The organism is Variovorax sp. YR634 (genome assembly GCF_900106655.1).
Lineage (GTDB): Bacteria > Pseudomonadota > Gammaproteobacteria > Burkholderiales > Burkholderiaceae_C > Variovorax.
In genome coordinates this window covers 137872-150280 of sequence record NZ_FNOL01000008.1, presented here as the reverse complement: position 1 = coordinate 150280, position 12409 = coordinate 137872, and the positions used below count along the sequence as shown (strand labels likewise).

The 12409-nt window shown below is 67.8% G+C and carries 12 protein-coding genes; 8 read left to right on the top strand and 4 right to left on the bottom strand.

The window, feature by feature from the left end; all coding sequences use genetic code 11:
• The first annotated feature begins 2 nt into the window (after nt 1-2).
• From BLV60_RS16195 to BLV60_RS16175, 6 genes are all read left to right on the top strand, one after another.
• The gene (locus BLV60_RS16195) at nt 3-791 is read left to right on the top strand and encodes a cell division protein FtsQ/DivIB (RefSeq protein WP_093056260.1); all 789 of its coding nucleotides are present in this window, start codon (nt 3-5) and stop codon (nt 789-791) included.
• A gap of 30 nt (nt 792-821) precedes the next feature.
• Entirely contained in the window at nt 822-2051 is a 1230-nt protein-coding gene (ftsA, locus tag BLV60_RS16190) for a cell division protein FtsA (protein ID WP_007832444.1), read from the top strand.
• Nucleotides 2052-2221: 170 nt separating this feature from the next.
• A complete protein-coding gene (gene ftsZ, locus BLV60_RS16185) occupies nt 2222-3436 on the top strand; it encodes a cell division protein FtsZ (RefSeq protein WP_093056258.1) in 1215 nt (404 codons plus the stop codon).
• 255 nt (nt 3437-3691) lie between these two features.
• On the top strand, nt 3692-4615 hold the full coding sequence (gene lpxC, locus BLV60_RS16180) for a UDP-3-O-acyl-N-acetylglucosamine deacetylase (protein WP_176928810.1): 924 nt from the start codon (nt 3692-3694) through the stop codon (nt 4613-4615).
• Nucleotides 4616-4638: 23 nt separating this feature from the next.
• Nucleotides 4639-4815 (top strand): hypothetical protein, encoded by a 177-nt coding sequence (locus tag BLV60_RS34405; protein WP_164713437.1) that lies wholly within the window; start codon nt 4639-4641, stop codon nt 4813-4815.
• Between the two features lie 69 nt (nt 4816-4884).
• A complete protein-coding gene (locus BLV60_RS16175) occupies nt 4885-5364 on the top strand; it encodes a hypothetical protein (RefSeq protein ID WP_093056254.1) in 480 nt (159 codons plus the stop codon).
• Nucleotides 5365-5370: 6 nt separating this feature from the next.
• On the opposite strand, the gene BLV60_RS16170 is transcribed toward BLV60_RS16175, so the two are convergent.
• A complete protein-coding gene (locus BLV60_RS16170; protein WP_093056252.1) occupies nt 5371-6330 on the bottom strand; it encodes a LysR family transcriptional regulator in 960 nt (319 codons plus the stop codon).
• Nucleotides 6331-6447: 117 nt separating this feature from the next.
• Between BLV60_RS16170 and glyA the strand changes: the two genes are divergently transcribed.
• The gene (gene glyA / locus BLV60_RS16165; RefSeq protein ID WP_093056390.1) at nt 6448-7770 is read left to right on the top strand and encodes a serine hydroxymethyltransferase; all 1323 of its coding nucleotides are present in this window, start codon (nt 6448-6450) and stop codon (nt 7768-7770) included.
• A 1-nt stretch (nt 7771) separates the two neighbouring features.
• On the opposite strand, the gene ruvC is transcribed toward glyA, so the two are convergent.
• Entirely contained in the window at nt 7772-8320 is a 549-nt protein-coding gene (gene ruvC / locus BLV60_RS16160) for a crossover junction endodeoxyribonuclease RuvC (protein WP_093056250.1), read from the bottom strand.
• Between the two features lie 150 nt (nt 8321-8470).
• On the opposite strand from ruvC, the gene BLV60_RS16155 reads away from it, so the two are divergent.
• Nucleotides 8471-10534 carry a tetratricopeptide repeat protein gene (locus BLV60_RS16155; protein WP_093056248.1) on the top strand — a complete coding sequence of 688 codons (2064 nt, stop codon included), beginning with the start codon at nt 8471-8473 and terminating at the stop codon, nt 10532-10534.
• Nucleotides 10535-10540: 6 nt separating this feature from the next.
• Here the strand turns inward: BLV60_RS16155 and BLV60_RS16150 are convergent, their stop codons facing one another.
• The gene (locus tag BLV60_RS16150; RefSeq protein WP_093056246.1) at nt 10541-11530 is read right to left on the bottom strand and encodes a phosphatidate cytidylyltransferase; all 990 of its coding nucleotides are present in this window, start codon (nt 11528-11530) and stop codon (nt 10541-10543) included.
• A gap of 4 nt (nt 11531-11534) precedes the next feature.
• Entirely contained in the window at nt 11535-12407 is an 873-nt protein-coding gene (locus BLV60_RS16145) for a lysophospholipid acyltransferase family protein (protein ID WP_093056244.1), read from the bottom strand.
• Between the last annotated feature and the right edge of the window lie 2 nt (nt 12408-12409).

Here is a 12409-nt window from a genome sequence, read left to right as displayed (position 1 = left end):
CCATGGCCGACAGCATCCCCGCTCCCTTTGACGTCAAGCTCATGAACATCGTCGCGAACATTGCCTTCGCGATGGTGGCGCTCATGCTGCTGGCGGCGGGTGCGTGGTGGGTGCTGCGGCAGCCTTTCTTCCCCATCGGCGGCATCAAGGTGGACGGCGAAGTCACGCACAACAACGCGGTCACACTGCGCGCCAATGTGGCGCCGCAGCTCACGGGCAACTTCTTCACCATCGACCTGGGGCGCGCACGCACCGCCTTCGAGTCGGTGCCGTGGGTGCGCAGCGCGGTGGTGCGGCGCGAGTTCCCGAACAAGCTGCGCGTGACGCTGACCGAGCAGGTGCCGGTTGCCAACTGGGGCGACGACGCGGGCTCGAAGCTGATCAACGGCTTCGGCGACGTGTTCGAGGCCAACGTGGCCGAGGTGGACGACAACCTGCCGCGCCTGGACGGCCCGATCGAACAGGCCGGCCAGGTGCTGGGGATGTACCGCGTGCTGCAGCCGCAGTTTCAGCCTTACGACATGAGCATCGACGAGCTCACGCTGTCGAGCCGGGGAAGCTGGAAGGTGGTGCTCGACAGCGGTGCCGAAATAGAGCTCGGCCGCGGCCAGAGCGAGGAGGTGACGGCACGACTGCAGCGGTTCCTGAAGACCGTGACCCAGGTCGCGGGCCAGTACCGCCGCACGATGGCCGACGTCGAGGGCGCCGACCTGCGACACAACGACGCGTATGCATTGCGGCTGCGCGGCGTCACCACGGTCTCGCCAGAGGCCCCAAGAAAAATCAAGTAGCGCTCATCGAGAAATCGAGGACATATCTCAATGCCTAAAGAATACAAAGACCTGGTCGTAGGACTCGACATCGGCACCGCCAAGGTGATGGTGGTCGTGGCCGAAGTGCTGCCCGGAGGCGAGCTCAAGCTGGCCGGCCTCGGCATTGCGCCGAGCAACGGCTTGAAGCGCGGCGTGGTGGTGAACATCGACGCCACCGTGCAGAGCATCCAGCAGGCCCTGAAAGAGGCCGAGCTGATGGCCGACTGCAAGATCAGCCGCGTCTACACCGGCATCACCGGCAGCCACATCCGCGGCATCAATTCGAGCGGCATGGTGGCGGTGAAGGACAAGGAAGTGACGCCCGCCGACGTGGCCCGCGTGGTGGAGACGGCCCGCGCCATCAACATCTCCAGCGACCAGCGCCTGCTGCTGGTGGAGCCGCAGGAGTTCGTGATCGACGGCCAGGACGTGAAGGAGCCGATCGGCATGAGCGGCATGCGGCTCGAGGCCAAGGTGCACATCGTGACCGGTGCGCAGAGCGCGGCCGAGAACATCATCAAGTGCGTGCGCCGCTGCGGCCTCGAAGTCGACCAGCTGATGCTGAACCCGCTGGCCTCGAGCCAGGCGGTGCTGACCGAGGACGAGCGCGAACTCGGCGTGGTGCTCGTCGACATCGGCGCGGGCACGACCGACGTGGCGATCTTCACCAACGGCGCGATCCGCCACACGGCCGTGATCCCGATCGCGGGCGACCTCATCACGAGCGACATCGCCATGGCGCTGCGCACGCCGACGAAGGACGCGGAAGACATCAAGGTCGAGAACGGCTATGCCAAGCAACTGCTGGCCGACCCCGACACGCAGGTCGAAGTGCCGGGCCTCGGCGACCGCGGCCCGCGCATGCTGAGCAAGCAGGCGCTGGCCGGCGTGATCGAGCCGCGCATCGAAGAGATCTTCTCGCTGGTGCAGCAGGTGGTGCGCGAGTCGGGCTACGAAGAGGTGCTGTCGTCGGGCGTGGTGCTCACGGGCGGCAGCGCGGTGATGCCCGGCATGGTCGAGCTCGGCGAAGACATCTTCCTGAAGCCCGTGCGCCGCGGCATCCCGAAGTATTCGAGCGCGCTGTCAGACATGGTCGCGCAGCCTCGCGCAGCGACGGTGATGGGCCTGCTCGAAGAAGCACGGTTCGCGCGCATGCGTGGCTTCAAGGTCGCACAGAAGAATGGGTCGGTAAAGACTGCATTCGGACGTTTCAAAGACTTCATCGTGGGGAATTTCTAGCCATGATCAAGTCTCCACTCTGGCTCGCGCGTGGCAGCCCCCCATTGCATTTCAACGAACGATGGCGACGAACAGGTCCACCATCGTGACGGACGCATCGTTGATCTCGTCACGGCACAAGAATTATTCATAGACACACAACGGCAACTGCAAGATTCAAGGAGTTAAAAATGACCATCGAAATGATCGAAGTCGAAGAGTTCAATCAGGGCACGCAGATCAAGGTGATCGGTGTTGGCGGTGGCGGCGGCAATGCGGTCGCCCACATGATGGAGCGCGGTGTGCAGGGCGTTCAGTTCGTCTGCGCGAACACCGACGCACAGGCACTGCAGCGCAGCAGCGCGCACAAGATCATCCAGCTCGGCACCAGCGGCCTGGGTGCGGGCAGCAAGCCCGACAAGGGCCGTGAAGCGGCCGAGCTCGCGGTGGACGACATCCGCGCGGCCATCGACGGCGCGCACATGCTGTTCATCACGGCCGGCATGGGCGGCGGCACTGGCACCGGCGCTGCTCCGGTCATCGCGCGCGTCGCGAAGGAAATGGGCATCCTCACCGTGGGCGTGGTGACCAAGCCCTTCGACTGGGAAGGCGGTCGCCGCATGACCAACGCCGACGCCGGCCTGGCCGAGCTCGAAGCGAACGTCGACTCGCTGATCGTGGTGCTCAACGAGAAGCTGCTCGACGTGCTGGGCGAAGACGTCACGCAGGACGAAGCCTTTGCGCAAGCCAACGACGTGCTGAAGAACGCCGTGGGCGGCATCTCGGAAATCATCAACGAGTACGGCGGCGTGAACGTCGACTTCGAAGACGTGCGCACCGTGATGGGCGAACCCGGCAAGGCCATGATGGGCACCGCTGCCGCAGCTGGCCCGGACCGCGCGCGCATCGCAGCCGAGCAGGCCGTGGCCTGCCCGCTGCTCGAAGGCATCGACCTCTCGGGCGCCAAGGGCGTGCTGGTGCTGGTGACGGCGTCGAAGGGCTCGCTGAAGCTGAACGAATCGAAGCTCGCGATGAACACCATCCGCGCCTACGCTTCGCCGGACGCGCACGTGATCTACGGCGCTGCCTACGACGACAGCCTCGGCGACGAGATGCGCGTGACCGTGGTGGCCACCGGCCTGTCGCGTGCCGATGCCCGCCGCCAGGCACCTACGCTGGAAGTGATCCGCACCGGCACCGACAACATCCCGTTCAATGTGCCGACGCTCGGTGGTACGGGGCACGCCAGTGGTGGCGGCCACAGCCAGCCCAACTACGACGGCATGGCCGTTCCCAGCGTGTGGCGCACCAACCGCACGATGGCTGCAGCGAAGGTGGACGCGCTGTCTTCGGGCGGCATGGACGACTTCGAGATCCCGGCCTTCCTGCGCCGCCAGGCTGATTAAGAGGACACCGCGTTCGATGGTCTCGCTGGAGGCCATCGCGGGGTGAACTCGACCAGACGCAGAGGGCACGAGGGTTCGCAAGGGGCACAGGGACGACCTGAAAGGGACGTCTGCTGGCTCTAGGCGCTGCGCTCACCTCGTGCCCTTTGCGTCCATTTCGCGCCAATTCGGCGGGATTGCATAGAACCCATGTCTATCGGTGCCATAGCGAGGGGCATAGGGCGCCATGCCCGTCGCGCGCCTAAAATCCCGGCCGTGCTGCAACAACGAACCCTCAAGTCGATCAGCCGCGCCGTGGGCGTGGGGCTCCATAGCGGCCAACGCGTGGAGCTGACCCTGCGACCGGCTCCCGCCGACACGGGCATCGTGTTCCGCCGCGTCGACCTGCCCGAGCCGGCCGAGATCCGCATGACCGCCGAGGCGGTCACCGACACGCGCCTTGCATCCACCGTTTCCACCGGCGGTGCCAAGGTGCAGACCGTCGAACACCTGATGTCGGCCTGCGCCGGGCTGGGCATCGACAACCTCTACATCGACATCACGGCCGACGAAGTGCCGATCCTCGACGGATCGGCTTCGTCCTTCGTGTTCCTGCTGCAAAGCGCGGGCATCGCGCTGCAGAAGGCGCCGCGCCGCTTCATCCGCGTGACCCGCAAGGTCGAGGTGCGCGAAGGCGAGGGCGCCAACGAGAAGTGGGCGAGCCTGGAGCCGTACCACGGCTACAAGCTGAGCTTCGAGATCGACTTCGACCACCGCGTGGTCAATTCCACCGGCCAGCGCGTGGAGTTCGACCTGGGCACCGACTCGTACAGCCGCGACATCGCACGCGCGCGCACCTTCGGCTTCACCAAGGAAGTCGAGTACATGCGCAGCAAGGGCCTCGCGCTTGGTGGCGGTCTCGACAACGCCATCGTGATGGACGACACCAAGGTGCTCAATGCGGGCGGCCTGCGCTACGACGACGAGTTCGTGAAGCACAAGATCCTCGACGCCATGGGCGACCTGTACATCATCGGCAAGCCGCTGCTGGCGGCCTACACCGCGTTCCGCTCGGGTCATGCGCTCAACAACAAGCTGCTGCGCGAACTGCTTTCGCACAGCGATGCCTACGAAGTCGTGACCTTCGAGGACGAGAAGCGTGCACCGCGCGGTTTCGGCGAAGTCGCCCGGGCCTGGTAGGCCACGTCCGCTTTTAGTCCCACATGCTTCTTTTCCGCTGGGCCATCCTGCTGCTTCTTTTGGTGGCGGGCGTGTGCTTTGCGTTCTATGCGGGCACGGGGCAGGCCAAGTACCGGCGCATCGGATGGATCGTGTTGAAGTGGACGCTGCTGGCGGCGTTCGGCTTCTTCGCAGTGCTGATCGCCGAGCGGGTGGCGTAGCCTTCGCGTCCTCGTTCGCGTGTCCGGAAACGGCATGCGTGGCAGCACACTCCGGCGCACGATGGCGCCATGAACACCAACACATCCCCCAGCCGGAATCCATTCGGCGTTGAAGATGCGCCCGACCCGGAGGGCGCAGATATCGAAGCGTTTGCCGAGAACATCGAACTGCACGGCGGGCCCGATGACCCGAACGCGCCTGCGTGGGGCACATCGGTGAACGATGCGCCGTCCTCAATCGTCGGCGCATGGTCCAGCCGCTGGAATGGCGGCGCCGATCCGACGATCCCCGGTGATTCCGAAGCTGCGTGGAAGCAGGGCAAGGCCACCGTGCGGGTGGCCGGCAGCCGGTTCTACCTGCTGTTCGATTGGGATGGCGGCGCGCGGCAGGCCCTGCTCGATGTCCGCTATGCCGATCCCGACATGCTTGTGGGCCGCTACATCAACCTGAGCAATCCGGCCATCACGCAGCCCTGGGTGGGCCTGATCGTCGACAACCGCCGGATCGACGGCCGCTGGCCCAACGGGCGATTGGATTTCCGGCGATAGGGCTGCTCAGGCTGCGGCGAGTGCCTGCAGGGCCTGCACTTGCTGTGCGAGCAGCGGCCCCTTGCGGTGCGCAGGCACCAGCAGCATGACCGTGTCTCCCACCGCCTTCGGCCGTCCCCAAGGCGCATGCAGCTTGCCTTGCGCAAGCAATGGCGCAACGAGCCGCTCACGGCCCATCAACACTCCTTCGCCATCGAGCGCGGCCTGCAGCGCGAGGCTGTAGAGCGAGAAGTCCGGCCCGGCAGCCATCGCTTCGGCTTCGACTGCCGTGAAGCCGGGGCGAACAGCCTGCAGCCAACGCGGCCAATCGTCGCGCCACACGGTGTCGTGCAAACCGCCGCAGCGCGCGAGCAGATCCGCCAGGTCATCGAGCGAGCGAGGACGCCCGCTGGGCAACGGCTGCTGCAGGCGCGGGCTGCACACCGGCAGCAGCCGGTCGCGCACGAGCGGAATCGCCTGCGCGCCGACAGCAGCCTCGATGTGCTCACCGGCCCGCGCATAGAACAAGCCGAGATCGAAAGGCTCGCGGCGGAAGTTCGGCGGCTGCTCCAACGCGGTGACGGACACCTGCACGCCGGGCAGCGCGGCCTTCAGCTTCGAGAGCCGAGGCGACAGCCACAGCTGCGCCACGGCCGGCAGGGCGGCCACCTGCAGCGTGCTGCGGCGCGCTGCGGTCTGCGTCTCGTGGCGCAGCGCCTGCACTGCCAGGCCGAGCTGGTCGACGGCAGCACTGAGCGCCGGCAGCGCGCGCCGCCCGTGCGCGCTGAGGCGAATACCCTGGCTGTGCCGCTCGAACAGCGCGCCGCCGGCCCATGTCTCCAGCGTCTTGATCTGCTGTGCGACGGCGGCCGGCGTGACGAAGAGTTCTTCGGCTGCGCGCGCGAAGCTGCCGTGGCGCGCAGCGGCCTCGAAGGCGCGCACGGCCGTGTGCGGCGGCAGGCGGGGGCGGGGCGGTGCGAGCGGCATCGGAGCAATCCTTCAGGCCAAGTTTTTCTAGGGCCCAGGCCCAGATTATCCGGTTTGCCCGACCGGCGGCGGCAGGCGACGATGCGGCCATTCACCACTTCCAGCGAGATCCACCGCATGCCAGCCGCCCTGCAACGCCGCCCCTGGGTTCCCGCCGCCAGCGAAGACCACGTGCTCTCCATTGCCGCCGATGCCGCTGCGCGCGATGCGGCGGGCGTCGCCGCCGAGATCGAACGGCTGGCGGCCGACAACCACCGCATCCACGATGTCGAGGGCCTGAACCTCAACCCCGCCACCAACGTGATGAACCCGGCCGCCGAAGCGCTGCTGTCGCGCGGGCTCGGCTCGCGCCCGTCGCTCGGCTACCCGGGCGACAAGTACGAGATGGGGCTGGAAGCCATCGAGCGCATCGAGGTCGTCGCGGCCGAGCTCGCAGCCGAGGTGTTCGGCACGAAGTTCGCCGAAGTGCGCGTGAGCTCCGGCGCACTGTCGAATCTCTACGTGTTCATGGCGACCTGCCAGCCCGGCGACACGATCATCGTGCCGCCGCCCAGCATCGGCGGCCACGTCACGCACCATGCGGCGGGCGCGGCCGGGCTCTATGGCCTGAAGCCTGTCTCCGCGCCGGTGGATGCCGACGGCTACACGGTCGATGTGGTCGCGCTGGCGAAGCTGGCGCGCGAGGTGAAGCCGAAGCTCATCACCATTGGCGGCAGCCTGAACCTGTTCCCGCACCCGGTGCCTGCGATCCGCGAGATCGCCGACAGCGTGGGCGCAAAGCTGCTGTTCGATGCCGCGCACCTCTCGGGCATGGTGGCCGGCAAGGCGTGGCCGCAGCCGCTCGAGCAGGGGGCGCATGCGATCACCATGAGCACCTACAAGAGCCTGGGCGGCCCGGCGGGCGGGCTGATTGTGTCGAACGACGCGGCGCTGATGGAGCGCATCGATGCCATCGCCTACCCCGGCCTCACGGCCAACTCGGATGCAGGCCGCACCGCCGCGCTGGCTCGCGGGCTGCTCGACTGGAAGGTGCATGGCGTTGCCTATGCGGCCGCGATGCGCGAGACCGCGCAGGCCCTGGCGCGTGCGCTCGATGCGCAAGGCCTGCCCGTGTTCGCGAAGGCGCGCGGCTTCACGCAGTCGCATCAGCTTGCGGTCGAAGCGGCGCGTTGGGGTGGCGGGCAGCATGCGGCGAAGAAGCTCGCGCAGGGCGGCCTGCTGGCCTGCGGCATCGGCCTGCCGATCGCACCCGTGGATGGCGACATCAACGGCCTGCGGCTTGGCGTACCGGAGATCGTGCGACTGGGCTTCACGCCCGACGATATGCCGCAGCTGGCCGATTGGATCGTGCGGGCTTTGGCAGGCGATGTGGCCGCCGTGGCCGCTGAAGTGCGAGAGCGCCGCAAGCGCCTCGGCGAACTGCGCTACATCGTGCGCTGAGTCAGCGCGAGCGCCCTTGCCGGTAGGTGCCGGCATGCGTCTTCGACAGCTCGGCCGCTTCCGCGAGCCGCGCCATCGACCGTCCCACCTGCGCATGCGTGATGGCAATGCCCAGCGCGTCCGCCGCGTCGGCGCCCGGCAAGCCAGGCAACTCGAGCAGCCGCCGCACCATCTCCTGCACCTGCGCCTTGGCGGCCTGGCCGTGGCCGGCCACCGCCTTCTTCATCTGCAGCGCGGTGTACTCGGCCACCGAGAGGTTGTTGCTCACCAGCGCGGTCACGCAGGCGCCGCGCGCCTGTCCCAGCAGCAGCGTCGACTGCGGGTTGACGTTGACGAAGATGATTTCGACCGCCGACGCATCGGGCTGGTAGCGCGCGGTGATCTCCGCGATGCCGTCGAACAGCACCTTCAGGCGCGCCGGCAGGTTGCCGGTGCCCAGGTGCCGGGTACTGATGGTGCCGCTGGCCACGTAGCGCAGCGCATGGCCGTCCGCGTCGACCACGCCGAAGCCGGTGGTCTGCAAGCCGGGGTCGATGCCAAGAATGCGCATGAAAGGAAGCGAAAAGGCTTACGCCAGTGCAAAGAGGAGAGAGAAGGGACCGAACTATCGCTCGAAAGCAGCGCTATCGCGGGCAGAATCCGTGCCGATTCGTACAGTCTGCCCCGCTTTCCGCAGGGCGCGCCACACAAGGAAGCGAATGTGAATGTAGTCGAGTCCTCCGCGCAGCGGCAACTGGACGAGGCGCAAGCCTTGATCGAACGCCTGCAGCAGCACCCCGCCGAACGCGCGGCCGCGAGCTTCCGTCGCATCGAACTGCTCAACGACCTGGGCCGCCGCAACGAGGCACTGGCCGCCTGCACCCGTCTGCTCGACGAGTACGCAGCCAGGCCCGACGTCGGCGTGGTCGTGCCCTGCTGCCAGGCGCTGCGCCTGCTGGCGCACATGCTGCGCCAGATGCATCGCCCCGCCGACGCGCTCGCCACCCTCGACCGCCTGATCGCCGCGCACGGCCAGCGCAGCGAGCCCGCGATCCGCGAGCACATCGCCCATGCGCTGTATCAGCGCACCTGGTGGATCGACGAGCCCGAGGCGCGCTGCGAAGCCTGCGATGCCATGAGCGATCTGCTCGACAGCCAGCCCGATGCCGCGCTCGACGCGTGGCGTGTGGAGGCCCGGCTGCTCAAGGCCGAGATCGAACACCATCGCGGCCTGCCGCAGGATGCGCTGGCCACGCTGGAAGCGGTGATCGAGCGCTTCGACGGCAGCACCGACCCCGGCGTGGTGCTGCGCGTGGCGCGTGCGCGCCTGGCCTCGGTGCTGAACCTGCGCGAACTGGCGCAGCACGCGCAGGCCCAGGTGATGTGCCTGGCAGTGGCCGACCAGATCGAGGCCGGCCTCGCCGACGCGGCGCCCGAGCTGCGCATCGAAGGCGTGCGGGCGCTGACACTGTTCTTCGACGGCTTCGGCATCGACGAGCACGCGAACCGCGCCGAGCTGGTCGGCTGGCTGCTCGACCGCTACGGCCGTGACGAGTCGTCGCAGGTGCGCCGCATGGCCGTGCGCCGTGCCTACGACTGGTCGGTGGGGTTGCGCGAGCAGGACGACGGAGAGGTCGCGCTGGCCGCCTGCGAGCGGCTGCTCGCCACCTTCGGCGCCGACAACGACGCCGCAGTGCAGCGCACCGTGGCGAGCGCACTGCTCAACAAGGGCTTCGTGCTGCTCGAACGGCTCAACCGGCCCGAGGATGCGCTCGCGGTGTACGAGCAACTCGCGAAGCAGCTGAAGGACACGCCCACGCCCGAGTTGCAGGACACCCTGTCCAAGGCCAACGCTGGCCGCCAGGCCTGCCTGAAGCGACTGCGCAAGGCCGATACGGAGCTGCCGCCCGAGCTGCGCGACGAGGTGCGCGACAAGGTCAAACAGGGCCGCAAGCACGGCGATGCGGGCGAGTCGCGCGAGGCCATCGCACTGTTCGACGAAGTGCTGGCCGCGTATTCCGCATCGCCCCATCCCGAGCTGCGCCGCCAGTGCGCGCGGGCGCTCGTCCACAAGGCCTTCTGCCTGGTCGCGCTGGATCGCTTTGCCGAAGTGATAGCCGCAGCCGACGCGATGGACGCGCGCTACGGCGCCGACCCGTCGACGGAGATGCAGGAGACGGTCGCGCTGTGCCTGCAGTACAAGAGCACCGCGCTCGACCGCCTCGGCCTGCACGACGACGAGATGCGGGTGCACGACGAGATCGTCGCGCGCTGGGGCAACTCCGAGCTGCCGGACCTGCGCGGGCGCGTGGTCGGCGCGCTGTTTCGCAAGGGCGCCACGCTGCGCCAGACCGGCCAGCTCAAGGCGGCCGTGGCCTGCTACGACGAAGCCATCGCGCGCACCACCGGCGCGAGGGAAGGCACGCTGCAGCTGTGGGCCGCCAAGTCGATGATCAACAAGGCCAAGGCGCTCGACAAGCTCGGCGATCCCGTGGGGCAGGCCAAGGCGTATCGCGCGCTCATTGCGCGCTTCGGCGATACAGGCGATGCCGCGCTGCGCGAACGCGTCGCCAATGCCTGCGAATGGCTGGCCGAGGCCGAGGGCCGGCAAGGTCGTGTGGAGGCGCAGCGCGCGGCGCTCGAAGCCGCGCTGGGCCGTTTCGGCACGGCGTTGTCGGCCGAGCAGCGCACGCGGCTGACGCGCGAATTGCAGGCGCTGAAGGCCAAGGCCTTCGGGCGCGCGGCGAAGCAGGCCTTCGACCGCGTGGTGCGCCGCAAGGCCTGATGAGGCTCAGGCGTTGAAGTACCAGCGGATGGAGTGAAAGAAGATGGGGGCGGCGAAGCACAGGGCATCGACGCGGTCCAGCAGGCCGTTGGCCCCCGTCACGCCGACGCCCTTCTGGCCCCAGTTCGGAATGCCCCGGTCGCGCTTGAGCGCCTTCATTACCAGGTGCCCCATCGACCCTGCGATGCACGCAATGACCGACACCGCGAGCGCCTGCCCGAACTTGAACGGCGTGATGAACGAGAACAGCGCGCCCACCAGGCTCGCCACCACGATGCCGATGCCCCAGCTGGTCCAGTTGAAGCTGCGGCTCACGTTGGGCGCGAAGGGCGCGCGCTGTGTGCGGCGCGATATCAGGTGCTGCACCAGCACCGAGGTCTGCACCACGAACACCAGGAAGAACACGAGGAACGCGCTCTTGCCCTCGTAGCCCGGAAAGCTCAGCAGCAGCAGCGCCGGCACGTGGCTCATGCCGTAGACGCAGACCATGATGCCCCACTGCAGCTTGGCGTTGCGCTCCAGGAAGTGGCTCGGGTCGTTGGCCAGCGCACTCGCCACCGGTATCGCGAGGAACACGTACACCGGGATGAACACGGTGAACAGGTCGAAGCGCGCCGTGGCCACCAGCCAGAACTGGATCGGCAGCACCACGAAGAAGGCGAGGATCAGGCTGCGGTGGTCGCCGCGCCGCGTGGGCGAGAGCGTGATGAACTCGCGCAGCGCGAAGAAGGAGATCAGCGCGAACAGCACGGTGGCCACGGTTTCGCCCAGTGCCCAGCCGATCCAGAAAATGATGACCATGAACCAGGTGGTGCCCAGCAGCGCGCGAAAGTGCGCGAGCTCGGCCTGCCAGGTGGCGTCGTGCACGGGGTTGCGCTTTTCCCTGAAGCTCAGGAAGAAGGCGGTGGTGCTCACGATCACGAGCACGCCGAAGATGATGAGGAAGAGCGCCGCGACCTGGTGGGTCGGGGTGAGGTTGCGCAGGAACTGGTTCATGTCGTCAGACGTCGCGCAAGGCGATCACCGCGGCGCGCGCCCGGTCGAGGAAGGGCCGGCGTTCTTCGTCTTCTTCGACGCGGATCGGCGCGCCGAAGGTGACGGAGCAGAGGATGGGCACCGGCACGATCTCGCCCTTGGGCATCACACGCTGCACGTTGTCGATCCATGCAGGCACCAGCACCACCTCGGGGAACATGGTGGCGAGCGTGTAGAGGCCCGATTTGAACTTCTGCGGCTCGCCCGTGTGGCCGCGCGTGCCTTCGGGGAAGATGATGATGGAGTCGCCGCTGCGCAGCGCTTCGACGAGGGGGGCGAGTGGATCGACGGCTGGGGCCGGTGCCGCGACCGGGATTTCTTCGGGCGCCGCGGGCGGTGGCGGCTCTGGAGGAGGCGGCGGAGCGGGCGGCTCGGGAAGGTCGAGCCGGCCCTGTGCTTCGGGCGCGGTCTCTGCGGGCGGTGCCGGCGGCGTCAAGGGCAGCAGAGGTTCCATCGAGGGCTCGATGCGCTCGGCAGGCATCGGCGGGCGTTGCGGTGGCGGGGCTTCGGCCACCACCGGTTCGGGTACAGGAGGTGCCGCCGCTGCGGCAGGGGGCGTCGCCTGCCGCTCCACATACACCGCGTTGAACACCTCCGTCGTGATCCAGCGCTTGACCGGCGTGTTGGCCCAGTAGTCACGCGCCGCGATGGGCCGAGTGATGCTGCGCAACTCTTCAGGCAGCGCCGCCCAGATCATCACGAGGTCTGCGTGGCTCTGGTGATTGGCGAAATAGATGCGCTGCTCGGCTTTCGGCGGACAGCCATACCAGCGCGCCTGCGCGCCAGTGAGCAACCGGACGATTCCCAACAACAACCAACCCGTGAGCTTTGCCAGCATAT